This window comes from Streptomyces albipurpureus (genome assembly GCF_023701525.1).
Taxonomy (GTDB): Bacteria; Actinomycetota; Actinomycetes; order Streptomycetales; family Streptomycetaceae; genus Streptomyces; species Streptomyces albipurpureus.
Window position 1 is genome coordinate 92685 of the sequence record NZ_JAMQAW010000070.1, and the last position, 26913, is coordinate 119597.

The 26913-nt window shown below is 67.0% G+C and carries 14 protein-coding genes; 8 read left to right on the forward strand and 6 right to left on the reverse strand.

Annotation, left to right across the window (positions count from 1 at the left end; all coding sequences use genetic code 11):
- Window positions 1-114: 114 nt before the first annotated feature.
- Both NBG84_RS34680 and NBG84_RS34685 read left to right on the forward strand, forming a co-directional pair.
- Entirely contained in the window at window positions 115-2925 is a 2811-nt protein-coding gene (locus NBG84_RS34680) for a D-alanyl-D-alanine carboxypeptidase family protein (protein ID WP_250923658.1), read from the forward strand.
- Between the two features lie 140 nt (window positions 2926-3065).
- Window positions 3066-4940 (forward strand): MFS transporter, encoded by a 1875-nt coding sequence (locus NBG84_RS34685; RefSeq protein ID WP_425608752.1) that lies wholly within the window; start codon window positions 3066-3068, stop codon window positions 4938-4940.
- A gap of 137 nt (window positions 4941-5077) precedes the next feature.
- Here the strand turns inward: NBG84_RS34685 and NBG84_RS34690 are convergent, their stop codons facing one another.
- From NBG84_RS34690 to NBG84_RS34705, 4 genes are all read right to left on the reverse strand, one after another.
- Window positions 5078-7435, reverse strand: coding sequence for an FtsX-like permease family protein (locus tag NBG84_RS34690; protein ID WP_250923659.1), 2358 nt, complete (start codon window positions 7433-7435; stop codon window positions 5078-5080).
- Entirely contained in the window at window positions 7432-8133 is a 702-nt protein-coding gene (locus NBG84_RS34695) for an ABC transporter ATP-binding protein (protein WP_250923660.1), read from the reverse strand. The genes NBG84_RS34690 and NBG84_RS34695 overlap by 4 nt, the downstream gene beginning before the upstream one ends.
- Window positions 8130-8654, reverse strand: a complete 525-nt coding sequence (locus NBG84_RS34700) for a PadR family transcriptional regulator (RefSeq protein WP_250923661.1) — start codon at window positions 8652-8654, stop codon at window positions 8130-8132. Before NBG84_RS34700 ends, NBG84_RS34695 begins: the two co-directional genes overlap by 4 nt.
- Window positions 8655-9533: 879 nt before the next feature.
- A complete protein-coding gene (locus tag NBG84_RS34705; protein ID WP_250923662.1) occupies window positions 9534-9749 on the reverse strand; it encodes a hypothetical protein in 216 nt (71 codons plus the stop codon).
- A 632-nt stretch (window positions 9750-10381) separates the two neighbouring features.
- Between NBG84_RS34705 and NBG84_RS34710 the strand changes: the two genes are divergently transcribed.
- The gene (locus tag NBG84_RS34710) at window positions 10382-10768 is read left to right on the forward strand and encodes a DUF4234 domain-containing protein (RefSeq protein WP_250923663.1); all 387 of its coding nucleotides are present in this window, start codon (window positions 10382-10384) and stop codon (window positions 10766-10768) included.
- A 498-nt stretch (window positions 10769-11266) separates the two neighbouring features.
- On the opposite strand, the gene NBG84_RS34715 is transcribed toward NBG84_RS34710, so the two are convergent.
- Window positions 11267-11722 carry an NUDIX domain-containing protein gene (locus tag NBG84_RS34715; RefSeq protein ID WP_250923686.1) on the reverse strand — a complete coding sequence of 152 codons (456 nt, stop codon included), beginning with the start codon at window positions 11720-11722 and terminating at the stop codon, window positions 11267-11269.
- A 2210-nt stretch (window positions 11723-13932) separates the two neighbouring features.
- On the opposite strand from NBG84_RS34715, the gene NBG84_RS34720 reads away from it, so the two are divergent.
- Window positions 13933-16590, forward strand: a complete 2658-nt coding sequence (locus NBG84_RS34720; protein ID WP_250923664.1) for an ATP-binding protein — start codon at window positions 13933-13935, stop codon at window positions 16588-16590.
- Between the two features lie 33 nt (window positions 16591-16623).
- Here the strand turns inward: NBG84_RS34720 and NBG84_RS34725 are convergent, their stop codons facing one another.
- Entirely contained in the window at window positions 16624-17523 is a 900-nt protein-coding gene (locus NBG84_RS34725; RefSeq protein WP_308312151.1) for a serine/threonine protein kinase, read from the reverse strand.
- A gap of 67 nt (window positions 17524-17590) precedes the next feature.
- On the opposite strand from NBG84_RS34725, the gene NBG84_RS34730 reads away from it, so the two are divergent.
- The 4 genes from NBG84_RS34730 to NBG84_RS34745 are packed head-to-tail and all read left to right on the forward strand — an operon-like array spanning window position 17591 to window position 26508.
- Window positions 17591-19180 carry a PD-(D/E)XK nuclease family protein gene (locus NBG84_RS34730; RefSeq protein ID WP_250923666.1) on the forward strand — a complete coding sequence of 530 codons (1590 nt, stop codon included), beginning with the start codon at window positions 17591-17593 and terminating at the stop codon, window positions 19178-19180.
- On the forward strand, window positions 19177-20235 hold the full coding sequence (locus tag NBG84_RS34735) for a pPIWI_RE_Y domain-containing protein (protein ID WP_250923667.1): 1059 nt from the start codon (window positions 19177-19179) through the stop codon (window positions 20233-20235). Before NBG84_RS34730 ends, NBG84_RS34735 begins: the two co-directional genes overlap by 4 nt.
- Window positions 20228-23794 carry a pPIWI_RE_Z domain-containing protein gene (locus NBG84_RS34740; RefSeq protein WP_250923668.1) on the forward strand — a complete coding sequence of 1189 codons (3567 nt, stop codon included), beginning with the start codon at window positions 20228-20230 and terminating at the stop codon, window positions 23792-23794. The genes NBG84_RS34735 and NBG84_RS34740 overlap by 8 nt, the downstream gene beginning before the upstream one ends.
- Window positions 23782-26508: a pPIWI_RE module domain-containing protein gene (locus NBG84_RS34745; protein ID WP_250923669.1), complete on the forward strand. Its 2727-nt coding sequence runs from the start codon at window positions 23782-23784 to the stop codon at window positions 26506-26508. Before NBG84_RS34740 ends, NBG84_RS34745 begins: the two co-directional genes overlap by 13 nt.
- Window positions 26509-26913 lie beyond the last annotated feature (405 nt).

A 26913-nucleotide genomic window follows, 5' to 3' on the forward strand; every position in this document is an offset into this window, starting at 1 on the left:
CGTGCTCTCACACAGGACACTGATAGATGGTTCGGACAACACGGGCTTGCCGGATTCCGGTGATTCCGTAGTGCGTACGTAACGCAGCGACGCACGACTTATGGAGGAGGCACGGTGGCGGGCGAGTCCCCCGACAAGTCGGAGCAGCGGAAGTCGTCGGGGGAGACGGCTCACGGTGAACGCGATCCGCGTCTCGCCATGCTCGGGCAGGTGTCATCGTCGGGCGTGGATCAACCGACCGCGGTCTTTCGGCTCCCGGAGGAGCCAGAGCGGCGCAGCGGCGCCGAGCGGAGGACCGCGGGGGGATCTGGGGTAGGTCCCGAGCCGGGTACGGAGACCGGCTCGATGGAGAACGACGTCAAACTGCGCTCGGCCGTGGCGGCGTGGGTCGCGTCGGCCGACGATGAACAGCCGGACGCGGACGCCGAAGACGGTGACGGCACCCGGGAGGCCGTGGCCGGGGCCGAGGAGACAGCCCTGATCCCGGAGACCACCGTGGAGAAGACCGCGCTGATTCCCGAAGTGAGTCGGGGTGACGCGGGGATAGCCTCCGCGGACGCCGGTGCCGACTCAGCCGCAACGGACGCACCAGACGCACCGGATGCAGCCCCGGAGGCGGGTAAGGGCCGGCAGGATCGCGTCCCATCGCGGCAGGACCGTGTGCAGTCGGCGAGCACGGCCAAGTCCATAAGGCCTGAATCCGTGCGGGCAAAGTCAGCCGACACCGCGGCGGCAGCCGACACCGGGCCCTCGGGCCAGGGCGCGCACCAGGACCCCGAGGGCCCCGAAGAGGCCGACCGCGGCGGGAGTGGCGCAGCCGACGGGAAGGGTCCGGGCCGATCGGGCACCTCGGGTGATGGCGAGCGTGCAGTCGGCGCCGCCTCTCAGGCGCCCGTACGGGCAGTCCCAGCCCGGGATGCGGTCAAGAGCGCAAAGGAGCCGTCGGAGGGCGTCACAGCCCCGCCCACGGACCGGCCAGCGGCCAAAGCCACGGAGCGGCCGGCGCTCAGCCCCCCGGACGCCGCTGCGGCCACCGGCGGTTCCACCACCGCCGACCCGGCCACCGACTCCGACAGGGCGGTAGCCGCCCCCGCCGTCACCGGCAAGGGTCGGACCGACGGCGGCGGGACCGCGTCCGGCACCGGCGAAGGCACATCCGCTGCCGTCGCGAAGAAACCGGCCGGAGAAACACCCGCGGACGCGTCGAAGGAGACCGGCAAGGGCGCGCCCTCCGCCGAGTCCCCCTCCGCCGAGTCCCCGAAGAAGCCCTCAGCCTCACCCACCTCTGACTCCTCCGCCTCAGCAGCATCTACAGACGCAAAGCCCCCGATCGACCAACCCACCGCCGTCTTCCTGGCGCCTCGCAAGCCCACGCCCGCCGGTGACAACGCCACCACCACCCTGAAAGCACCGCCGGCGCCCCGCCCCGAGACCAATCCCGCGCCGCCCGGAACCGGCTCGGGGCGTCCCAGTACCTTCGTTCCCCTGCGCAGCGATGACGGGCCGCGAACCCCCACCGCCACCAGGAATGAAACAGCAGCTGAACCGGCGGGCAAGCAAGCCGCGGGCGGTCCGTCGGCAGGTGCCCCCGCGGCGGTGAGCGAACCCGAGCGGACCACCCAGCAGCCCGTACCTCCGCTGCCCCCGCTCGATCTGCTCGCCGAGCTCACCAACACCCCGCCACCGCCCAAAACCGCGGTGCGCACGGTGTTCCGCAGGGTCAAGATCTGGACACCGTTCCTTGCGCTCCTCCTGATCGTCTTTGCAGTCGTACAGGTGCTGCGCCCGCTTCCGCAGACCACGCTCGGGCTGTCGACCGACCCCACCTTCACCTTCCAGGGCGGTCAGCTGAGCTTGCCGTTCCCGGCCGAGGGCCAGGGCGCGGTGGCGGTTGACGGGGTGGGCATCGTGGGCACCTACGGCGCACAGAAGCCCGCACCGATCGCGAGTGTCGCCAAGACGATGACCGCGTATGTGATCCTCCGGGACCACCCCATCTCGGGCCAGCAGGTGGGCCCGAAGATCGCCGTCGACCAGCAGACCGAGGACGAGGGGAAGAACAAGGACGAGTCCAGGGTCGAGGTGTCGAAGGACCAGCAGTTCACCCAGCGCCAAATGCTGGAGATGCTGATGATCAACTCTGCGAACAACGTGGCCCGGCTGCTCGCCCGCTGGGACGCGGGGACCGAGCAGGCGTTCGTCAAGAAGATGAATGACGCGGCCAAGCAACTCGGGATGACCGACACCGTCTACACCGATCCCAGCGGTCTCCAGGCCACCACCATCTCCACCCCGAAGGATCAGCTGAAGCTGGCCCAGGCGGTCATGAAGAACGACATCCTCCGTGACATCGTCAACCAACCCAGTCTGAAGATCGAGGGTGTCGCGGCCCCGCTGCGCAACGGCAATGAGCGGGCGCTGCTCAAGGACGGCGTCGGTGGAATCAAGACCGGCACCTCGACCCCGGCCGGTGGCAATCTGCTCTGGGCGGCCAACACCCTGGTGGACGGCAAGATCCACCAGGTCTTCGGTATGACCATGGGCGTGCAGGCCCCCAAGATCCTGCGGGAGAAGGGGGAGCTGGCGGTGACCCACAGCATCAATGTGATCGCATCGACCCAGGACGCCGTCACCTCAGCGATCGCGGTCAAGAAGGGGCAGGTCGTCGGCTATGTCGACGACGGTCTCGGCGGCCGTACCGCTGTCGTCGCCGCCAAGGACCTCAAGGCGATCGGCTGGGCTGGCCATCGGATCGACATCACGATCAACGACGGCGGCAAGAAGCTGCCCGGCTCGGCGAAGGCGGGTCAGGTCGTCGGCCAGATATCGGTCGGCACCGGCCCGGGCAAGCTGACCGCCCCGATCGAGCTCCAGAAGGACCTGGTGGAGCCGGGCTTCGGGGCCAAGCTGACCAGGCTCGGCTGAACCCTGGCTGAGGCCAGAAGGGCGTCCCGGGAAACCGGGACGCCCTCGTGTTAGCGTCCGGTCAACTCAAGAGCGCCGGGACAGCGTCTCTGTGGGGAGAGCGACGACCGCACACGGACGGGGAGACGGGGAGAGCCGCAGTGACTACTGCTGAGCCGGTCCGCACGGACGGCCGCAGCATCCGTACGGGGCCGCGAATACGCCAGTCCCGGTCCGACACCACCATCGACACCGGGTCAGGACCTGATCTTGGTGCGGGGCCGGGCTCCGGTTCCACGGGGGACCGAAGCGTCCTCGCCGACCTCCGGGATCGTTTGACCCGCCGTCCCGTTCTCGTCACCACCGTGCTCGCGGCGGTGGCGCATCTGCTCTGGTTCTTCCTCTTCGCCAACAGCGGCGGCGATCTGGCCGCCCAGGACGCCTGGGCCGAGTTCGTCGGCCGCCATCCGGACTCCGCGTACAACCTCGCCTGGTACGGCGGGATGCACCCCGTCTCCTACAGCGTGGTCTCGCCCTATCTGATGTCCCTGATCGGCGTGCGCTCCACCATGATGGTCGCCGGTACGGTCTCGGCCGCGCTGCTCGCGCTGATCCTGGTCCGGGTCCGAGCCGTACGCAATCCGCTGGCCTGCTCGCTCGCCGGAGTCTTCGCCTTCCTCTGCAACGCCCTGTCCGGTCGGGTCACCTTCGGCCTCGGCATGATGGTCGCGCTCGGCGCGGTCGCGGCCGTGTTCTGCTGGCCGTACCGCTGGCGCACCAAGCGCTGGGCGAAGGGCGCCGTGGCAGCCCCGCTCGCGGCGCTGGCGACCGCCGCCAGTCCCGTCGCCGGGCTCTTCCTCGGAGTCATCGCCGCCGCGCTCTTCCTCAACGGACGGCGGCCGGGCGCCTATGTGCTGGGTCTGCCGCCGGTCGTGGTGGTCGCGCTCTCCTCGTGGCTGTTCCCGTTCTCCGGCACCCAGCCGATGTCCCTGGCGTCGACCTCACTGCCCTTCCTCTATGGCGTGCTGGTGTTCGTCTTCGTACCGAAGCAGTGGCGCACCATTCGCACCGCCGCCGCCGTCTACGCGATCGGCACCCTGCTGACCTGGGCGATCGACTCCCAGATCGGCTCGAACGTCTCCCGGCTCCCCATGCTCTTCGCGGGTGTGGCGCTGCTGGCGGTCCTGCCGTACACCGTCCCGCGCTCCCGCAAGTGGTACGCGCTGCTGCTCGCCTTCGCCGGACTCAACTTCTGGATCGGTTTCAAGGGCGTGGACGACATGGTCCGCACCGCTCCGACCGCGGCCTGGACGCGTGAGCTGGCGCCGATAGTCAGCAAGCTCCAGCAGTACAAGGCCGAGCGGGGCAGGGTCGAGGTGGTCCCGGCCAAGAGCCACCGCGAGGCATCCGCGCTGGCGCCGTACGTCAATCTCGCCCGCGGCTGGAACCGCCAGGCCGACATGAAGCGCAACCCGCTCTTCTACGACAAGGACCGCACCCTCACCGCCGCCGACTACCGCTCCTGGCTGGATCGCTGGGCCGTGCACTACGTCGTACTGCCCAGCGGCACCCCCGACACCGGCGCCGAGCAGGAGGCCGAGTTGGTGCAGGAGGGCCAGCCGTACCTCAAGCGGCTGTGGGGCGACGACAACTGGCAGCTCTTCGCGGTGAAGGAGCCGACGCCGCTCGCCGACGCCCCGGCGGTCGTCCAGCAGGCGGGTGAGGAGGAGATAGTGCTTCGGGTGACGGAACCCGGCCGGGTGACGATCCGCGTGCCGTACTCGCCCTGGTTGAGCATCGTCGACGACCAGCGCGAGAAGGTCGAAGGCCCCCAGGAGTCGGAGGTCTCCAAGGAGCGCCCCGACGACGAGCCCAAGTCCTTCGACAACCCGAACGGCTGCCTGATCAAGGCGGAAGAGGACGCCGAGGGCGATGAATGGACGGAGCTGCTGGCCCCCAGGGCCGGGGTCTACCGGCTCGCTGCTCCCTACGATCTCCCGCGGGGCACCCCCTGCCCCAAGGAACTGCGCGAGTAGTCACCGGACCCCTGACGCCCGGTGCCTGCCTAGGGCGCTCGGTTGATCGCACGGCACCCGACGTGGTTTATCGCACGGTGATGGCCCGCACCTTTGTTCGGGTGCGGGCCATCACCGTGCGATAGGACCTTCTACGGCTACTCGGACCGCAGCCCATCCGGGCGCATCAGCCGCCAGAGCGGTGGCATGCTGATCAGCGTCACCAGCAGGATCAGCGCGGCACCCACACCGGTGATCGGCAGAAACACCCACCAGTCGGCCACTGCGGTTCCCGTCATCATCAGCAGCGTCAATCCCAGCCCGACGCCGCCGACGACGGCGAGGGCCAACCCCAACGCGATGGGAATGGCCGTCTGCCAGAGCACCGACCAGCTCAGGGTGGAACGTCGGGTTCCAAAGGCGACCAGAATCGACAGCAGTCGCTTGCGCTCGTGCAGCTGCTCCAGTGTGGAGACCAGCAGGGAGGCCGCGATCAGTGCCATCGTCGCCGCGGCCCCGGCGAACAGTCCGCTGCGGATGCTGGCGAACTGCTTGTCGGTCTCGGTGCTCTCCAGCGAGGTGACGCTGGTCAGCGGATCGAGCCGGGCCGCCGTGTTCCGCACATGCTCAGCCGCGTCCTTCACCCCGGGGTCGAGCTTGACCATGATCCTGGCCATGGGCCTGGGGAGCTGTGCCGCGTCGATGGCGGACGGTGTGACCAGCACCCCCGCTGTCATCTCGCCCACCGGGCTGACGATGGACTTCACCTCTCTGGCGGTCGCGGGCAGCCGCCACACCGCGGCGTTGGCCCCGGGCTTGCCGGTTTCGTCGGTCCTGACCAACTTGACCTGCTCACCGGGGCGCGGGACGTAGGCGAAGGTCCGCAGGTGCGCGGGTTCATCCACGATGAAGGCGTCGCCGTCCTTGCACGAGGACAGTTTCACCAGCATGCGCAGGGAGGGGCAGTCGGCGACGGTGATCCGGCTGAAGGGGTGGCCCTTCTCCTCACCGCGTTTGGGGCCCGGCCGTTCGATGAGCCCCTCGGTCAGGCCGATCGCCCTGTCGACGCCCGTGGTCCGCTGATAGGAAGTGACCAGTTCGCTTGCCGCGCTACCGTCCCGGGTGTCCGTCTTCATCTGGAGTTGGGCACGGGAGGTGTCCACGCCGGTGGTGAAGGTGTAGTCGCCCTGTACGGAGCCGAACAGCATCTGGAGCGCGATCGCGCCGGCCGCCGCGACCACGATTCCGCTGACCGCGCGAGATGCCGTACCACTGGTGAGCTGCAGCCGCCGCACCGCCAGCTGCCAGGCCACCGGACCGCCGTCCAGTCGGGCGACGACCGTCTCCACCAGCCAGGGCAGCAACGCGGTGACACCGACCAGCATCAGGGTCGCACCGAGGGCGATCTGGATGGTTTCACTACCAACCAGGGTGGTCGCGGTGGCGGCGGTCAACAGCAGAACGAAACCCACCAGCGGGAGCAGCAGCCGCCACCAGAGCTTTCGGGGGTGCGGTGCGCTGTTCCTGACCAGCCCGAGCGGCTCGACCGAGACTCCGCGCATGGCGAAGAGGCTGACGGCGATGGCAGCCACCGGTACGGCGATGAGGATCAGCAGCGAGAGCATCGGGCTGGGGACGAGATCGAAGGGGTAGACGGTGACGTCCCACAGGATCACCTCGCCGGCGAACCTCCGCGCCAACACAAAGAGACCAGCCCCCACGACCAACCCCAGCAGTGCCCCGCAGAGCGCTTCGCCCGCCGCGATCCTGCTGGTCATCGCCCGGTCGGTGCCGACGAGCCGAAGGGCTGCCAGTCGGCGGTCGCGCTGGTCGCCGCCGAAGCGCACGGCGGTGCCGATGAAGACGGCAACCGGCAGCAGCAGGGCCACGAACGCGATGACGACGATGAGCAGCAGCACTCCGGCAATGGGGTTGCCGGCCGCGTACTGCCCAAAGCCATCGGCCTCACCATCGGCACTGGCTCGGGTGAGTGTGCCGCTGCCCGCGTAGTACAGCAGCTCACCCGGGCCGGCGAGACCGTGCTCCCCGATGCCGGCGGTGACGCGGTACGGCAGCCGTTCCTTCAGCAGCGCTCCGTCCGAGGAGGCGAGGAGATCGGCAAGAGCGGGGGAGACGGCCATCTCGCCAGGCCCAGGCAGTGCGGCAAGACCCGGTGGGAGGTCTGTTCGGCCGTTCCCGGTGGGGCGGAAGACCGTGCCGGTGATCATGTCGCCGCGGAACGAGGTGTTGGCCTGGGCGAAGAGGAACGATCCGGCCGAGAGCTTCTCGGAGTTCGCTGTGTTGACCGTGCGATCCCCTTTGCGTCCCTCGCGGTTCTCGACCGCGTGCGGAATGGCCGCGGCCACCAGCAACAGGGCGACGCCGAGGCCGACCCCGAAGGAGGTGAGGGCGGTACGGGTCCAGCCGCGACGGCCTCCGGTCACGGCGAATCGGACGCCTAGCACCAGATCCCGTGCCCAACCGCGGATTCCGGCGCGGCCTGGGGCGTCGCTCATACCGCGACCGCCGCATCGCGCACCTGGCCGTCGCGTACGACGATCTCCCGGTCGGAGTACGCGGCCACCCGGGCTTCATGGGTCACCAGGACCACAGCGGCCTGGCTCTCCCGGGCCGCGTCGGTCAGCAGTTGCATCACCCGCTCGCCGTTGTATGAGTCCAGGGCCCCGGTCGGCTCATCGGCGAACACCACCCGTGGTGAACCAACCAGTGCCCGGGCCACGGCGACCCGCTGCCCCTGGCCGCCGGAGACCTCTCCAGGGCGCTTGTGGCCGACATCGGATACCTCCAGCCGCTCCAGCCACTTCTGGGCAGCCCGGTGGGCATCCTTGCGTTTGATCCCGGCGAGCCGCAGCGGCAGCGCGACGTTCTCGACGCAGCTCAGCTCCGGCACCAACTGTCCGAACTGGAACACAAAACCGAAGTCATTGCGGCGCAGGGCGCTGCGCTCCGCGTCCGACAGGGCGGTGAGATGCCGCCCGGAGTAGGTGATCGTCCCCGAGTCCGGAGGGACGATCCCGGCGAGGCAGTGCAGCAGGGTCGACTTGCCGGAACCGGAAGGCCCCATGATGGCGACGACCTCCCCGGGACGGATGGAGAAGGAGGCACCGTCGAGTGCCGGGGTCGGCCCGAAGGACTTACGGAGTTCGTGGGCGGAGAGCAGCGAACCGGTGAGGGTCGTGTCCTGAGTACTCATGCGCTGACCTCCTGCGCGAGTCGGTCCAGCCGTGCGGCGGTCAGTTCCAGCCAGCGCAGATCGGCTTCGAGATGGAAGAGGGCGTGGTCGCAGATGAGCTGATCGGCGATATCGCCCTGACGCTTACGGTCGGTGAGGATGCGCATCATCCGCAGATGCTCGCTCCGCTGGGTGTCCAGCAGCTCAACGGCACTACGGCCGGTGAGCAGCGCGAGGACCACCTTGGTGTAGAGGGTCGATTGGAGATAGGGGTCGGGCTTCTCGGGCTGCGCCAACCACTGGCCGACATCGGTGATGCCCGCCTTGGTGATCGCATACCGCTTGCGCTCGGGTCCGCTGCCGGACTCCACGCCGTCGACCTCGACCAGACCGTTCTTCAGCAGTCGGGACATGGTCGAGTAGATCTGCCCGTAGTGGACAGGCCGATCATGGCCGAACTTCTCGTCGAAGGCGCGCTTGAGGTCATAGCCGTGGCGCGGGCCGGACTCCAGGAGTCCGAGCAGAGTGTGACCGATGGACATGCGACCGACTATACATGGTAGGTATACATGCCATGTATACCGATGGTTTATAGCGTGCTGACCAGTGCTTATAGTGGGCAGGGGTCAATTCGACCGCGGACGACAAGAGCAGCCGGCCTCCCGCTGCCCCCGGCGTACGGTCGCTACTTCCGGGCGTGTGAACGAAGCTCTCGGGCGCGTGGACGGAGCTTTCGGGTGTACGGACGGACGACTGACCGTCGTCGGACAGCTCGATCAGCCGCCTTCGACCGCACACCAAGGACTGGCAGAGGGACTCGGCACCCACCCAGGCGCCCGACCTCGGCTCTCAGAACTCCCTGCTCCGGGTTGCGGTTGACCGAGGGCACCCAGGGAGGCGGACTGAACGGGACAGCGGCGCGACAGCTACGCCATGAGCGGTAAGCCACGCTCAACACGACGCCGGGAGTTGAGCGGGCCCAGGTCTGCGGGCCATGGGACCGCTACGCATGGTCGTCCCCGTACCGGCGCATATCGAGCGGGCCGGGCCCTTGAACCAGCTTGCCCCTGGGCTCGCTCAATCACTCTCAGTGCTGGTTCCGGAAGTACGCCGAGCGGCACCAGCCAGCGGACCCGTCCGACTGCTCCGAGGTGATCTTCCGCCCTCATCGGTCACGTTGCACAGCCATATCTCGCACCGCCATCGAGCGCCGCCCCCATACCGACCGCGATGACGGCCATCTGCGTGACCGCGGGCAGCGGCCAGGGATACATCACCTGGGGACGGCACACGAAAGCGCCAAGCCCCCGGTGCCCAGCGTTGTCGATCCGCTGCGTACAACGACCTGCACTGTGGTCAGTGCGGCTACAGCGGAGGTACGGATAGCCACCCATGACCGTATCTACGGGCATCCTGCCCGGTCACCAGCCCCACTCCCGATGCAGTGCATCGGCCTTCTCCTGCTCCACCCAGCTCAACCTCAAGCGCCGCCCCCTCAACTCGAAGTGCCCCGCGGACCAGTCCCGCAACTCCTGATCCAGCCCTTCCCGGGAAATGACCCCGTCCTCACATCCAGCCACCACCCCCGACGTGCCGACCGCGAACAGCCCCCACTCGGGAAGTTCCCTCGGATCCACCCGCCGCCTCCACCAGAACCCCCCTTCCTCCCACCACCAGGTAACGACCCTGACCACCAGGACACCAACGACCTCCTCCGCCTCCCATACCTGAGCCGCGGCACGGCGATAGGGGTCAAGCCGAGCATCTCTCGGCGGGATCGGCCACTGTCGTTTGAACACGGGAAGATGATGCCGTGGCCGACTCCGCGCGGACCAACCGCGTTATCGGCGCGTTCCCATGTCCGGGTGCCGATGAGCAACGGCGTTTGCTCGACGACGTGAAGCCCGCACGGCGCCCGTGTCTGCGGCGGGTTGGCCCGGGCGGGCGAAGGGTTGAACCCCTGTCGGCTGCACCTGGCATTGCCGTGTTGTCCTGTCCGGGTAGGAGGCCGCTTCACGGCCGGCGGCATCGAGAGTCAAACTTGATCACGATGACGTGACAGGCGGTAACGAACCGGCAACTGCATTCCCGCTCCCACTACTTCCCTGTCACGCTGCTCCAGCTGATCAGCACCACAAATGGAGCCCGCTACATGGTTGACATCCAGCCCAACGCCGATTCCGGCCGAACCGCCTCGATCCCGGCCGAAGGAGCCGTCGCACCCCACCCAGCAGACGCCCCCATGGCAAGTCGTTCAATCGGCCTGACCATGAAACGTCGCGGACCCGTCGCGGTGTGGCTCGGTCTGCCGCTGATCACCCTCGGCATCTATCAGTTGGTCTGGTACTACAAGATCCTCAGCGAGCTCCAGGAATTCGACCGGCGCCGGATCCTCAGCCCGACGGGCAGCCTCCTGGTCCTGCTTCTCCTGGGCTGGACCGTGATCGCCCCCTTGATCTCCTTCCACAACGCGGGCAAGACCATCGCGAACGCCCAACGCGCCGCTGGCCTCCCGGTGACGTGTAGCCCCGCTGCGAGCTCGTTTATGGCGTTCCTCTTCGGCCTGAACATCTGGTACATGCAGCGCCAACTCAACCTGGTGATCGACGCCTACCCAGGCGCCACCCCGGGCACCGAAGTCGCCCTGGTGGCCTGAACCTCCACCGCACATGAGCCCTGGCCACCGATTACGGGTGGCCAGGGCTCAGGTGCGTTCTGCTTACCGCTGCGTTGGCCGACACCTCGCCCGGCAGGATGTCGATGTCGTGGATGCACATGGCAAGGAGCTCGCGATGCTTCTCCGACCAGCCGAGAGCAAGGGCTCTCATCTACACCGCCAGCCGGTGTCGTCCCTTCACCGCCGGCCCCGGGTAGCAGCGCAGGATGGGAACGTGGAGTGGTCGCGCCGCTGCTCCACGTTGAGCAAGGCCGCGCATGGTCGACCCCGAGGCGGCTGCGCGATGTCCAGCAACGGGTCGGGCACTCCTCAAGACCCACCTTCACGCGCTATCCAGGTGTTCGTACGGGGTCCGGTGATGGCCGGAGGCAATCCCGACCTGCGGAGGAGCGACCCGGCGGCGGACTTCTGAACGGCCCCGGACGTGGGTGAACGAGTCCTGGGATGTGGGGATTCCACCTTGCGGCGGGACCCTGCTCAGGACTCTGCTTGCGGCGGCTCACCATGTTCCAGATAGACGGTCAGACCGTTCGCGCGGGCCTGGATCCCAGCGCTGATTCGGCGTACGAGGCGGGGGACGGTGAGCTCCGGCAATCGGTCGGCGTGATGGAAGTCGTAGCCGCGCAGCTCGTCGGATCGCACGATGACCTGCCGGCGGTGGTCTGCGCTGAGACGGCCGCCGTCGAAGAGGTAGAGGACCTTGTCCCCCTCTCCTGGGTTCGGTGCCCAGTCCACGACGAGCAGCCGGCCGATGCTGGCCTTGATGCCCAGCTCCTCGTGGATCTCTCGCGTGCAGGCTCGCAGCGGTGACTCGCCTCGTTCGACGTATCCACCCGGGATGTCGCGATAGTCCTTGTAGGACGGTTCGACGAGCAGGACGCGACCAGCGTCGCCGAAGAAGAGGGCGCCCGCAGCCATGCGGGGGTGGGCCATCCTCGCCTCGTGCTCGTTCACAGGACGGACCCTAATCGGCCGAAGGCTGTCCACAGGTGGTGGGCGTCGGCGCCTGGCCGATGTGCGGTTCCAGAGGAAGCTCTGTGCTGTCGCTCGATCTTCCGTTCTTGCGTCCGCCATGGCTCCGGCGAGGAAGAGTGCGCCGTGCACCGATATGTCTGCCGTCCGCGCCGCTGAATCACGTCTGCTGCGTCGTTCACCAACTGGATTGCCGCGGTGAAGCGGCCAGTGGCCACAAAGCGGTGGGTGACCGAGCGGATGGGCGAGCGCGTTACCGCGCTCTGGCTTCTACATGGGGGACAGCACGGACAGTGTCCGCTCCCAGATCGCTGCCCTCGCTTATGCCGACACCCATCTCGGACGGCTGATCGACACGCTGACCAGCACCCCTGCCCGCGACGCGTTCATGGTCGCAGCCATGGTCCGAGAAGGGACAGGCGGCGATCCTGTCCGCCCACTTCCCGGACCGTGGCGGTGAGTATCCGTTCCTACCAGGCGGACGGAGGGAGGACGGCGAGCCCTCGGAGCCCCTTCCCGGGAGCAGGACTGTGACCTGCGGCGATACAGGGGCCGCCGGGACGACACAAGGCGGATCGGGACTTGGTTCCATGGACCCTGCGGGTGGTCGTGAGGTCGGCGCAGATCCGGGAGCTCAACTCCCGTCCGCTCACGCAAACGGCCCCGGACGACGAGTCCGAGGCCGAGTAGAGCGCTTCCCTGGGGTAGAAACCCCAGGTCGGCTGCTTGGTGCGTTGTGCCCCCGGCAGGATTCGAACCTGCGACACCCGCTCTAGGAGTGGGATTGGATCTTTGCCGGGGGGCTGCTCGCTACTGCTGAGCAGTGCTGTTTCCCCTGGTCAGCGCGGTGCGGCGAGTCACTTGATCCGGGTCTTGCCACCCTGTAGCGGGCAGTCCGCTCACGCGCGAAGCATGTGTCCTGGAGGGTGGAGGCGCGGGCGACGGCTGGCTCAGCTGGTGGGTAAGCCAGCGCACTCCTTCTCGGCAAAGGCCAACCACCAACATGCTTTCCAAATCTTCATGTGGGGGTTCACGTAGGCCGGTCAGCGTCCAGACCAGCACTGTAACGCCCAGGTGGAAGCAGGCCGAACGTACGTGAACAGGAGTGAATGCCCCCAAGCTGCAACCCGCGGGTGGGCTCAGCGAGACGTCTGCCGTGCTGTGCTGCAACGTTCGGGCCCTCTTCGTCCCGAATTCTCGGCAGGGCGGTTGGTGAGGACTGCCGCGCTGGTCAACAGTGCTGTGGGAGTCACCCTGGTGGAGTGCTGGTGGTCATGGTGGTTGCGGTACCCCGCTGTTGTACAGCAGGAATGAGTCCGTGCCACCACGGGCCAGTCACTTCGGGTGGGCAACACTCGGAGGCGCGTCGTCCGGCTGGCGACATCCGTCGTGGTGGGTATCCGCCTCATAGCTGAGCCCCTCGTAATCACATGCAGGATGGGCCGCCGTCAGTTCTCTAGATGTCCCTCCCCCTTACCCGTGCAAATGGATCAGGAGGTGGCTACTAGTCGACCTCCGGAACGCTGGGAGACGGGCCCATACTTCCGCCCGCCTCCCAGAGCGCTCCGTGTCGGCCGCGTAGCTCGGCTCGGCCGCGTGCCGCCTCAGCCCCTAATCGAGGTCGGAGAACAGCTCGCCCTCGTAGATCCGTTGGGCCGTCGGACGGACCGGCCGGCGATGAGCGCGGTGTGCATCTGAGGTCGGCTGCGGGGCCGGCGGGCGGGGCCTACGCCGACGCCTGGGGGGCACTGTCGCCTTCGGGCGCCGGTTCCGTGCCGGTCGGCTTGTGTCGTGCTGAGGGAACTTACGCTGTATGGGTTTCATGGATCTCTCCCTGTTCAAGTGGTCTGTTTCCCACCGCCCGAATTCGTGCCTTCGGACTGCGTGGCATGGTGTGCCCCTTCGTCGACGGCGTGTCCGTATGCACGTCTCCGATGATCCGCTGGAGCGGTCGGGGTGGAATGTTCGAAGGGTTGCAGATCGGCATGTGTAGTTCCAAACCGCGATCGTTAGGTGAGCGTTAATGCGTGCCCCGCTCGCCATGTCATGCTTCTCCAGTGCCAGCCGATAAGGCCAGCGCGGCGTGTGGCCGCATGCGACTGGAGTTGATGATCATGGAATTTCGCGTATTGGGCCCAGTGCTTGCTAGGGGAAATGAACGGTCGGCCCCAATGAAGCCGACAAAGACCCTCGAACTTCTCGCTGTTCTCCTAATGGCGCCTGGGCACCGCGCCTCGCACGCCACTGTCACCAGCTTCTTGTGGCCGGGCGAGAAGTCGAACGCAAATCGAATTCGCCAATATTCTCATCAGTTACGGATGGAAATACCTGGCATCGTCCAGCCGAACGACCGGGGATTCTGCCGGATCCAGGTGGACCCACAAAGCGTCGACTACGTGCGCTTCCGAGCCTTCCAGCGTCTCGCGAACGTCGCCGATGATCCCCGGGATCGGCTCAGTGCGCTCCGGTCCGCACTCGGCGAGTGGCGGGGAACGGCCCTGGAGGGTTTGTCTGGCCCGGGATTCTCCCGGAAGAGAATCGAACTCACCGCCGAATTGCGGAACGTGACAATCGCCTGTGCGCGGACCGAGCTGGAGTGCGGGGAAGCGCACGCCGCATTGCAGCGGGCCGAGTCGGCGGTGGCCCACTGGCCGGACGACGAGACGTTGCTGGAAACGCAGGTGCGCGCCCTGCGCGCTCTCGGCAGGTCGGAGCGAATCGAGCCGTTGCTTGCTCGCTGGGGGCGTCAGTTCGCTCGGCCCACCATGCACCTGTTGCTGGCAGGAGAAACGGACACTTCTGCCCTCTTCGCTGACAGCGTCGAACCTGTCCGAATCCGCCAGATCCCCAGGCAACTGCCCTCGCCCCCCATCGGCTTGGTCGGCAGGCAAGCCCAGCTCGGCCGGATAGCGGAGACCCTTGCCGGCCGGACACCGGGCAGGAGCCGAGTCGCGGTGCTCACGGGCATGCCTGGTGTAGGAAAGACCTTCATCGCCATGGAGGCGGCCACCCTGGCCGAACGGAGCTTCCCGGACGGAATTCTCTACGTCAACCTTGGCGGGTTCTCACCAGGTGAACCGGAACGGCACGGTGCTGTCCTGGCCAGGTTCCTGAACGATCTCGGAGTACGCCCAGCGACTCCAACGATGGACGGTATGGTCTCCGCTTACCGAACCGCTCTCGCGGACCGCTCGCTGCTGCTGGTCCTGGACAATGCGCGCGACGAGGACCACGTCCGCCCGTTGCTTCCTGGCCCGGGGGCAAGCGCGGCGATCGTTACAAGCCGGCGTCAGTTGCACGGGCTGGCGATTCGGGAGGGTGCCGAGCTTGTCGACCTCGCTCCCCTGAACCCGCATGACGCCATTGCATTGCTGCGGATCCGGCTGGGCGAGGATCGGATTGGTGCGGCCGTCCCCTTCATCGATGACTTGGTCGAACACTGCGGCGGCTTGCCTTTGGCACTGGGGATCATGGCCGCGCGGATCAAGGAACGCCCGTCCCAGGCGCTGGCAGGCATGGTTCACCAACTGCGGCAGGAGAGGACCCGACTGCGTTCTCTTGACCTGGGCTCGGAGAGCCTGAGCGTCCGCCTGCAGTTGGAAACCTCCTACAAGTTGCTGCCGGCACCGGCTGCGGACCTCCTCTGGCAGTTGACGGTCCACCCGGGGCCGACAGTCAGCTGGGCAGCGCTACGCGCACTCGAAACTCATGGTATCGACAGCGTCAGTGACGCAGTCGACGAGCTGATGCGGATGAGCCTGGTGACTGAGCCGGCATTCGAGCGCTACTCCCTGCACGATCTCGTCCGCGTCTACACCGCTGAACTGTCCGACCGGCAGGACGAAGACGAGCGAGAGCGGATCGTGGAGCGGGTGCTCCGCTTCCTATTGCACAACGCCTGGGCGTGCGACCGGAAGCTGGACCCAGCCCGGCGGCTGCCGGTCGGCGAAGCCCCTGATGTCGAGGTGGTTACCCCGAACCATGCGGGGGACGCGATGTCCTGGTTCGAGGCCGAGTACTCGACCCTCACGGCTGCCGTCGGTCTGGCCGAGAAGCGTGGGCTCGACCGCTACACCTGGCTGCTCCCGATGGTCCTGGTGACATTTCAATGGAGATCGGGGCGCCACCTAGACGCGCTCAAGTATCTGCACAGCGCTCTTGAGGCCGCGGGGCGGGAGGCTGGTCCGGCCGATGTGGCCATGGTGCACCGAATGCTTGCCGGCACCTACCGGAGCCTCACGGACCTTCCGCGTGCCACGGGTGAACTAAGACGAGCAGTACGAGTGAGCGAGGACGACGGGGATGTCCTGGGTGCTGCCCTCGGGAGGCACATCCTGGGCGTCCTGCTGCGCGAGAGCGGAGCCCCAAGTGAGGCGCTGGAGCATTTCATCGCTGCTCTGTCCGCCTTCGAGCAGCTCGGTGACCTCTTGGGCCAAGGGGCCACGCTGAACGGCATCGGAAGCGCCCGCTACGACCTCGGTCACTACGACGCGGCTCTGGGGTACTGCCAGCGTTCGCTGACGCTGTTGGAAGGCACGGATGATCTCAACGGCCTGGCGCACCTGCTGCTCAGCATGGGCCGAATTCGGTTCGCGTTAAGAGATCACGAGGCCGCCATTGCCGACTTTGAGCGCGCTCGTGGTCTGTACCGCTCCTTGACTTACGGCAGTAGAGAGGCCCGGACGTTGGTCTGGTTTGCGGACACGCTCCGCGGAGCTGGTCGGCCCCTGGAAGCCGAGGAGACGATTCAGCAAGCACAGGCACTGTTACGCGAACTGGGTGAGAGCGACCCCGACGCGGCTGTCGAGCGTATGAGGTGCCTCCCGTGACGGCCGCTCGACGGCGTGCCGGCTCCGACGCGGTTACGGCAGCGACAAGCCCAGGCGGTAAGGGGCGGTCGGGTCCGGCCGGGTGGCCTTCGGGCAGGCGGGGGAGCCGGGGGCGGGCAGCATCGGCCGCAGGTAGCTCCGCAGCTCAGCCAGATCAGGCCGTTCACTCGGGTCGGTGGAGACCATGGCGAGCGCGAGGCTCTGAAGCATATCGGGCATATAGGCATGAAACCCATTAGGGAAAGCTGGGGTGGTGGCATCTGGTGGGCCTTCCAGGTTGCTGTACGGCAACTCGGCACTGACCATGGCGAACAGCATGGTGCCCAGGGAGAAGACATCGACCTGCGGAGTCAGTAGTGCTTTGCTGTTGTACTGCTCCGGAGGCGCATAACCTGGAGTGCCGCGAGGATCACTATTAATTTCCCCGATCAGTCCGGAAATACCCACGTCTAGCAGTCGGACCTTCCCATTGGGCTGCATCATGGCGTTCTTCGCGGAGACATCCCGATGTACGTAGCCCTTCTTGTGTACGCCGCGCAAAATATCGCAGAGCTGTGCGACGACTGAGGCCGCCGCAGCCGCTGGAACTGGATGGTGGTCGCTGATCCAGGACGCGATCGTATTGCCTTGGACCAGTTCCATCACAATGTACCGACCCTGGTTTCGTCCGTAATAACCGTCTCCTAGTACCTTGGGAATTCCTGGTAAATGCCGCATGAATGTGAGCCGTTCGAGCTCGTCTTCCAAAGCGAAGGCGGCAGAGGCGTAGGTCTTCGTTGATTCGAAGGTGCGGGGGAATTGGGATTTGATCGCCACTTCGCAACGGTCCAACTCGTCCCGGGCGACGAAGATCTCACCCTCTCCACCGTGGCCGAGCTTCCGCAGTACCCGGTAACGCCCGCCGAGCAGAGTCCGGGGAAGCACTTCATTCACTCCGTACGCAAAGAGGATTCCCCCAGGTTCGACGACCTGTTCCGGGGTTTAGAGAAACGAGAGGATTATGACAGAGACCTGGCCACCCAACGGCCTGATCGGGAAATCTACCACCGTCACCCTGCGGCTCAGTATGTTCGGCCCGGAGCGGTACCGGTGCCCGGCGTCCGACGTGCTGAAGGCGCGCGGGCTGCGGCCTCGCGTACGGCCCGCCTGGAAACCAGAGGTGCTGGATCCGTTCCCCAACGGCCCGTTCATGGCCGCGGCCGACGAGCTCGATCGGCCAGCGGATGAAGCGCCGTCGAACCCGCCGAGCGGAGGTCGACAGCGTCCGCTGCACGACGGGGTGCGCCAGTGGACCGAGCATGCGCTACTGATGTACCGGAAGGCTTTTCCCACCGAGTCGGAACCGAATTCGGCCCTGCGCCTCGCTCCCAGCCCCTGGGTCTACAAGCATCAGCGAGCGGCTGGCGACGGTCAGACCGCCGCAGAGTACCGGATCACGGCCTGGGGTCGCTGCTTGGAATCCCCCGACGGTCGTCGGCGAGAGCTGCGTCTGCCGGTGGTCAAGCGCCTCCGTACTCGTAGCGAAACAGAGCGCGCGATAGCAGCCCTTGTCGCGGCCGAAGGGAACCCTGATCCACGACTGGAAGAAGTCAGGGTCGTTCAGTTCTCCCTGTCCGACGGTCACACGGCTCCGGTCTTCGAAGGCAGCCGGGACGAGGCACTGACCTTGTACCGGAAGGACGGGGCGCCCGCTGTCCGCGCTCTGCTCGGCAGCCAGGAATACCGCCCCGGTACCGCCTGCGTCTCGTGTGCTATCGCGCCAGTGTGCCCGACGCTTCCGAAGACCGCGGGACTACTGGGGACAGCCGACCGAAGTCGGCCGCGGCGCAGCTGGTCCTCGACCACCGGGCGCGGCCACCAGAGTTGCCCGGCCCGCGGCTACTTGCGCGGTCTGCGGCTCCCGGCTGATGACGCCGTGGAGCGGGGCGCCGCCGCCGAGCGTGGGCGGGCGTTGCATGCCTTCATCGCCGAGCGGCACGACCGGCAGACGCGCACGCCCTGCGCACCTGAGATCCCGGCGGACTGGGTACCCGAGGGGTACCGGCTCCCCGATGAGGAGCGGCAGCTCGGCGCTGATCTGCTGCGGCACCATGCCGAGGTCTGCCCGCTGCACACGGCCGAACCGAAGTCGGAGATCCGGATCGAGCCCCGGCTGGCCTTCGACGACACCGCAGCCGACTTGCTCATCCTGGCGGAACCCGACCTGCTCTACAGAAGAGAGGGTTCATGGGTCTGGCGGGAGACTAAGACGTCTGCCAGCGACCGCCCCCGTCGCGACCTCATGGCTGCCTACCCTCAGCTGGCCCTGGCCGTAAAGATCATTGGCAGCGGCGTACTTTCTGGCCCGCAGGCCCAGGGGCGGGTCGAGCTGGAGCTGCTGCGCCCTGCCGGAGCCGATCTGCGCACCATCGATCCCTTCGCACCCGCGACCTTTGCCGCCGCCGAAACGGTGCTGCGCGAACAGGTTGCAGGCTGGCATACGGAGACGCTGTTCGAGGCAGTGCCCGGCCCGGAGTGTGCCCACTGCGAGGTGGCGAAGTGGTGCTCGGTGCGGCAGTCGCAGCAAGTGGGCCCAGAGGAGGACCAGTGACCGAGGACAGACAGGCTATCGATCTGCTGACCGCAGTGGCCCGTGGCGTGCTCGAACTGACCTCGATCAACCGGTCTGCGGCACTTCGGCTCCCCTACCCACCAGGAGTTCAACTCGTCTTGGACCAAATGGTGTTGTCGGGAATGACCCACGGCCATCCGATTCCAGCCGGAGTACCGGACCTGATGCGTTGGTGTCGGGAACGGGGGCCGGAAGAATGGGTGCCAGGGTTATCGGACGAACTCCTGACCGTTGACACCCGTCTGATCCACCCCGCGGCGGGTGAGCCTACGCGGACCTGCGCCGAGCTGGCCTCCCTCGGCCCGTACGGTGTGCTGGAGCGGGAAGCCGAAACACTGCTGGCGGAACTCGCCGCTGCCTGCGGCACCGTGGAGCGATTCGCGGTATGCCGAGACTTCCTCATCAATCGGCCGGTCGTGCTCCGTCCTGATCCGATGCAGCTGATGCAGCCGGCTGTGGCTCAGGTCTGGAGCCTAGTCAAGGGGCTCTACGGTCCTGTGCCCGACCGCTTCCCGGTCGCCGGGCTGGTGTACTGCTGCCGCGATTGTGGGCTTCTCGCCAAGTACGCCACGGCCGGGCACCCTTGGTGCGAGGGCGGCTGCTCATCGAGAGACCGCGAACTCGAAACGTCCCAGGAGTTCCAGTCGGCCCTTGCTCTTCCTTTCGCGCTCCGGCTCTTCCTGGCACTTCCCGGTCGCACCGAGCAGATAGTCCGCTCCCGGCTCACAGATCAGGTCCAGCTGCTCCCACTGGGCCTGGGTGTCCATCGCGTCACCGGCCCGGACGGAACCCTTCAGGTCTTCCAGGTCTATGACCGAGAACAGCCGGGCCCGGCCGCTCTGCGGGCGGCGGAGGTCGCCGCCTTGCTCGGCGGGCCCCTGGACATCGTCATGCCGGACGTCGTGGCAGGGCGCCCCGGATATCGCCGGCGGTTCAGCCTGGCCCTACCGGTGGGAGCTCAGGTGCGCCTCGTGGCCGCGAGCGACTTCACAACACCGGGACCAGCCCATCGATCGAGGGGGAACCATGCGTAGTACTTCCCAGTCTCTGCGCGAGGTGGTCATCCCACTGTCGGATGCCGCCCCGAAGATGAAGCATGCCCGGCTCGTTTCCTTATGCGAGATCGAGGTGGGACTCCTTCTCCAGGAGACATTTGCGGCAGAAGCGCCGGCGGAGGACGCCTGGACTCTGTTCAGCGGGTACCCGTTCGCACGGGCTTGGCGAGCCGTCGATGCGGTCGGGGAGCAGACTCTCCGCACAGCACGGCACACGGTGTGGACCTGGGGTCGGCGTAGGGCGTGGACCGAGGCACTCCGGGATTACCAACTGCTCGACCGCCAGCTCCGAGGCTATGAGGTCGCCGACCCGAGTCTTCCAGCCGCCCGCCGGCGTTCGCTATCGGTTGCACCGGACCGCTGGGACGCCTACGAACGGCTGCTGCGCGAGGCACCTGCTTTCACCGGACGACCCATGGTGATCGCTGCGGCCGGCCGGCACGCCTTTCCGATCGGTCGGCACCAGGCCACCGTTCAGCTGCCCGAGTCAGCCCTTCCCTCACCTGTCGAACACGATTTGGCGACACTGCCGGCGAACGGCGGCGAGCCACTGTCCTTCCTGTGGGGCGGCCTGCTGGAGACGGCGGCGTTCATGGATTCTGTGAAGTTCGAGAACTGGGCAGGGCGACTTGGGGCGGTACACCTCTTCACCCGCCAGGCGGACGAGTTCCGGCGCGCGGATCGCTTTGAAATACGACGGATCCAGCACCTGCTGGGCATCGTCGGCGCCGGTAAGAGCACCCTGCGAGACGTGCTGGCGGTGCACATGGCCCAACAGGGCATGCGGGCGACCATCGTCGTCGGGGACGTCGCGGAACAGCTCAAGATCGTGGAGCGGTACAACACATATGTGCCCCGCTCTGCTGCACCGGTTCTCGGTGCTTCGGGTCGCCAGCAGCACGCCGAGCGACTGCACAGGCGGTTGGCCGGCCGTGGCAGACGCAACTTGCTCGCGCACGACGACCCGGCGTTCGCATACCTAAGCACGTCCTGCGCTCTGAATGCACTCCGATACGCAGAGGGGCAGCTCGCCGACGATCTGCTGGGATTCGGCGAGGCGCCTTGCGCCCGACTGCGAAAGCCCAGCCGTCGTCGCGACCCCGCCGGTGACCCCTGGGAACGACAGCAGTTGGCCTGCCCTTTCTGGTCCGCCTGTCCCCGTCATCATGGCGCCCGCGAGCTGGTCGGCGCGGCCCTATGGATTGCCACGCCTCCCAGCCTGGTCGATTCCAAGGTGCCGCACCCGCAGAACCCGGAACGCGTCCGGTACCTCGAACTCGCCTGTCGGCGCAGTGACCTGGTGATCATCGATGAGGCGGACCGGGTACAGATGCAGTTGGACCGGATGTTCGCGCCGGCTATCCCGCTGATCGGAGGTGGCTCCGACACGCGGTCCTTCCTACACGATGTCAACCAGCACCGTATCCGTGAGTTGGCCGGTGCCGGCGGGATCCAGTTGTCCGACCGCGACGTGGAGAACTGGTCGGCGGCCGTCAACACCACGCAGACCGCCGCCGACCGCCTGATGGCCATGCTCGTCCGCGATGTCGAGCTGCGGAACTGGGTCAGAATCGGGTACTTCAGCGCGTGGACACTCCAACTCCGCCTGATGGAGGAGCGGTATCCGCTCCCGGAAGATCGCGAGGGGATGCCGGTCGAGGCGTTGGATTCCGCGATCGGACATCGGCACCGAGCTCCACGGCTTCGACTCACCGAGATCCTCGACGCCTTCCGGGAGAATCCGTTCGGCGACCGGCAGCGACTCACTGAGGACGGCGTGGAACTCACCGCCTTGCTGGGCGAACTCCTGCACACCAACCGGCGCGAAACCACCCGCGAGCGACTGGAGGAGACGGTCTGCCGCCTTTTCTCCCTCGATCCGCTGCTGGAACCTTCGGCCGAATCCTCCGTGCGATACGAGGAGCTGCGCCACCTCGCGGCTACCGAGCAACCCAGGCCGCCGCAGTCTCCTGGAAAGAGTGGGGAGAAGGCCAGACGGCTGAAGAAGGGGCCCCTTCCGGAGAAGCCTGGCGACTGGCTCAAGCTGCTCATGACCCGCTTCGAGTTCACCATGCTCCTCAGCGCCCTGGAGCCCAGACTCGCCCTGATCAACGCCATGTGGCCGCGTGTCGCGTCAGCGCTCAACCTGGGCTTCAACGAGATGTACCGCAGGCCCCTCGACTACGCACCCATGGTGCCCGAGGCACCGATGGGCAATGTGATCGGCTTCCAATTCCTGATGGACAGCCCGGATAAGGGTGGAGTGCGCACCGGGGAACTGAGGTTCTTCCGATGCAGCGGGGTCGGCCGGGAGCTGCTTCGGGAGATGCCCGACCTGCCGACGGTGGACGGTCGCCCCGGTACTAACGTCCTGTTGATGTCGGGTAGCAGTTGGGCAGGTAAGTCCAGCCGCTATCACATTCCGGTAGACATAGGCGTGATCATCGAACCAGGCCCGGAGGACCTGGACCGTATCGCCGAACAGAGCCATTTCCGCTTCGAGTTCATTCGCAGCGGATGCGGTTGCCGCAGGGGCTGCACCTGCGATGGGCAGTACGAGGCGCAGCGGCTCTCCGGCGAGCCACTCGATCAACGGCAGGACATCCTGCGCCGAATGGCCGTCGCTCTTGGCGATGAGGATGCCGGAATTAGCCGTCTCCGGGAGGAGCTACAGGGCCTTCCGGAGAGCCGCCGCCACATCCTGCTGCTCGTCGGCAGCTACGAGGAATCCAAGGTCGTGGCGGACACCCTGCATACCCTCAACAAGAGGTGGAAGGGCAGGGTTCGCCGGCTGGTGTCGGATGACGATCCCGAGGCCGGCGCCTTGGCGGAGGACGACGAGCACCACGCGCCCGTCCTGCGCCGTGGGGACGTCGAGACGCTGGCCAGTACCCGCGCCGAGATCTTGGTGGCACCGTTACTAGCAGTGGAGCGCGGACACAACATCCTCGACCTTGACCGCGAGCATGCCGCGATTGGGTCGATCTACTTCCTTGCCCGACCCAACCCGCGCCCCGACGACCTCAGCCTCGCCGTACACGCGATCAACGACTGGATCGTGCGGGCCATGAAAGGCGGGGCGTTCAACGAATGGGTACGAAGCGAGACCAGCCTCGGTCTCGGTGCTCGTAAGGTCAGGGATCTTGCTCGGTCTCAGTGGTACCGGGTGCTCGCCCGGCGCATGGCATGGCGTTCCCTCGGAGATGACCGGGAAGCGATCACCTGGGATCTGCTCGTACTGATATGGCAAGTGATCGGCCGTTCCGTGCGTGGTGCGGTGCCTACCAGGGTTGCCTTCGTCGACGCAGCATTCTCCCCCCACCTGGCCGCTGGGGGGGCGTCCCAGGAACCGGACACTCCGAAGAGCAGCCTCCTGCACAGCATCCACTCCGTCCTTGAGCCCTACTTCACCCCCGGGACCGATGTGCCTGCCGACGATCGTCACATCGCCCGAGCGCTCTACCGCCCGATGTGGACAGCTCTCGACCGTTGTCTCAATCCATCCCCCGATGAAGGGAACACCGCATGTATCACCTGATCAGTACCACTGCCTATGAACCGAACGTGGACAGTGAACCCTGGACCGAGCAGTACCGGGTCATCAGCTTCCCCGAAGAGTGGCGGGCCGAGTTCATGGACCTCTACCGGCGGCGCTGGCGCCGCCGGGAACTGCCGGCGACCTTGCCTATCAGCAAGTTCAACGACCTGCTCCGAGCCACGGCTCCGGGCCTGGTGGCCACGGGCAGGGGGGCTGGCAGCAAGGCCGAGGTCCCGTGGTTCTACGCGTCTGAGGAGATGCCGGCGGAGCTGATCTCCCCGCTTCTGGCCTCCTGGGTGATGACCCTGCCGCCCGGCACCGATCCCGACCCTGAGCGCATGGCCGACCACCGGACAGCCCTCGACCGGGCCCTTGCACTGATCGACGACCACACCCCGCAGTGGCGCACAGAGTCGGTGGACCTCACGGCTGCGGAACCCTCTCCGGGCGGCACCGCCCAGCCCGACCGCAGGCTCTATCATCTGCTTCCCGAGCGGATCGGTGCGAGGCTGGCCGCCTCCCCGCTCCGACTCAATGGCGTCGATCTGTCCTTCCGGCTGGTCACCCGCGACCAAGGGGTTGAGCTGGTCAGCTGGCCACCACGGTCGTACACCAAGGACAGACGCACGTGGTTCTACTCGGGACTGGTGACCGTCACCGTTCAGACGGTGCCCTTCGCCCCACGGTTTCGCGTGCATGTCTCTTACGGGATCCGTCGCTGGGCCACAGGATCACCCGTATGGCTGCCAGAGGGGCACGGTGCGACCGTACTGCTCGACGCGCCCCTGCCGTGGCCAGGTGTCCACGGCCCGCGCCGACGGCTCACAGCCAATTCTCTTGCCTACGACCGCAGCCTCGGGATGCTCGCCTGGAGTCGGCAGAGTCTGGTCGGCCTGCTACCCGAACTGGACATGACGCGCGCCTATCCCAAGCCGCCGGATCTGGTTGCCGAACCGGTCGGCTGGATCGAGGGCCAGAACGGAGTTGCAGTCGGCATCCTGCACAGCACCGCGATGGGTCGGCACGGTGTCGGCGCCGGGGTCATGCCTCTGGAACGGATGCTGCTCGATCACTGGGTCGAGGAAGGCATCCGCCCCTTCCTGCGCCGGGTACCCGAACTTGAACGCGTGCACCGGAAGTCCAAGCCTGTCCTGCTGCCCACCTCCCCGACGAAAGACCAGGCGGAGCAGGAGAAGCGGACCCGGCACCGTATCCAAGCCCGCCGCGACGCGGTGCGTGCGATCCTCGACGGGCGGCCGCTGCTGGTGGACGTGCTCTGGCAGACCGAGGAGACCCGGGACGCAGTGGTCGTGGCGCTTCGTGAGTGGCTGGGCTTCCCGGCCGGACCTCGCGGTGTGGATGGTGGCCAAGAGTGGCAGGTCGGAGATTTACGCGTTGTGCTGCGTACCCGTCCGCTCGGGACCTTGGGTGCCCCACTTGAGATCAACCGGATATCCGGCCACTCGCGAGCACAGGCGCTCGCTTTGGCCACACGGGAGCGCGCTGCTCGGACGGCTGACCACTTCGTCGCTCGGTCGGCTTCGGAAGGGCTGGTGATCGTTGAGACGCTCGGCCCCGAGCGTTTCCCGGCCCGGGACTCCGATCCCAAATCTGCACTCCGGATCGGTTGCGCCATGGCGTGTCGAGTCAGCCAGTTCATCGTGGTACCGGAGGACTCCGACGGAGCCGTGGCCCATCGAGCCAAGTCCGCTGTGGCCGACGGGATGCGCCAACTTGGTGCTGTGGTCCCACCGGACCAACGCCTGGACGAGAAGCTGCCGGACGGCATTCAATACCTGGCGCTCTGGTACGTCCGGCGCCAGGCAGACGGTCCGACCCGGCAGGCGGGACAGCGCTTGGTCGCTCTCCGTGTCCGGCCACGCGATCCCGTGCATCCCGTGTGTGGCTGGGACGACACCCGCAAGAAGTGGCTCTCGTACGCCCAACTACTGCTCACCCTTGCTGTCAACGGGCCCGCGTCGGGGAGCCCGGCGCAGACCCGACCAGCCCGGGTCTTCTCCACCCACGAAGAGCGGCGCGACGAGGTCGAACGCCAGGTGAGGTCGCTGTTCTACCAGGTATGTGACCGACCGACCCTGCTGCTAGCAAACAGCGGCAACCTACGCGGGGTATGGCCCGGCCTGAACAACGGGCAACTGGTCAGGGACATGGTCACTTTCTACGGGGAACAGCCGACGCGGCTCGCGCTCCATGGGGGTGGCTTGCGAGCGGTGTTGATTCGGGACGCCAACAGTCGTGGCGAGACGCCCGAGTGGTATGCGCCCGGCGAGACCGACGAGGATCCGCCAGGCTTTTCCGCCGGCCTCTGGGCCGCCCGCGACACGGGCCCGGATAACCGAGTGTTCGTCAGCACTGTCGGTAAACCGCCGACGGCGGGTGCGGTGCGGCGTGACCTACGCAAACTGGTGCCTGACAAGGCCTGGCCCCACGGCCCCGCGGCTACGGCCTGGAATCCACAGGCATTGGAACTCACCGTGCTGGGATGCCTGTCGGAGGCAGCTTTGGCCGCAGCGGGAAGCCCCGGCTCGACGCCAGAACGACCCGCGGTAATTGCGGCGGCCGTCCACCAGCTGCGTTTCCACGATGAGTACCACCCGCTCGCCCGGCCGCTCCCGCTGCACCTGGCGAAACTCGCCGAGGAGTACTTCCTACCACTGGCTCCAGCCCCGGCAACCGAGCAGGTCGACGAATAGACGTTGCTGAGCCGGAGGTGCCGTGCTAGCCCTCGGGCCTTGACCCAAGGCCGGGTAGCTAACGGACTTCGGTTGGTGGCATGGGGTTTGACGGCCCGAGCGCAACGCTCGACGGGTACGGCGAAGGAGGCGTCCAGGTAGACGATCTGGAGCGTGTCGCCCATGAGCTGCTTGAGCTCGGCGATCGAGGCGTCGTCGTGGACGGACTCGATGGTGAACAGCCAGGTGGCGACGTGGGCGTCCGCGAAGCGGTTCAACTCGCCGAGCAGCAGCTCGGCCTGTCGCCGGGCCGACAACGCGTACGGGTCCGCAAGGCCCTCCCGGTGGGCGGCTTGCCTCAGCAGGAAGCCGATCTTGAAGCGCTGGGCACCGCACGTGCGCTGGACGGACTCGGCGCTGGTGCTC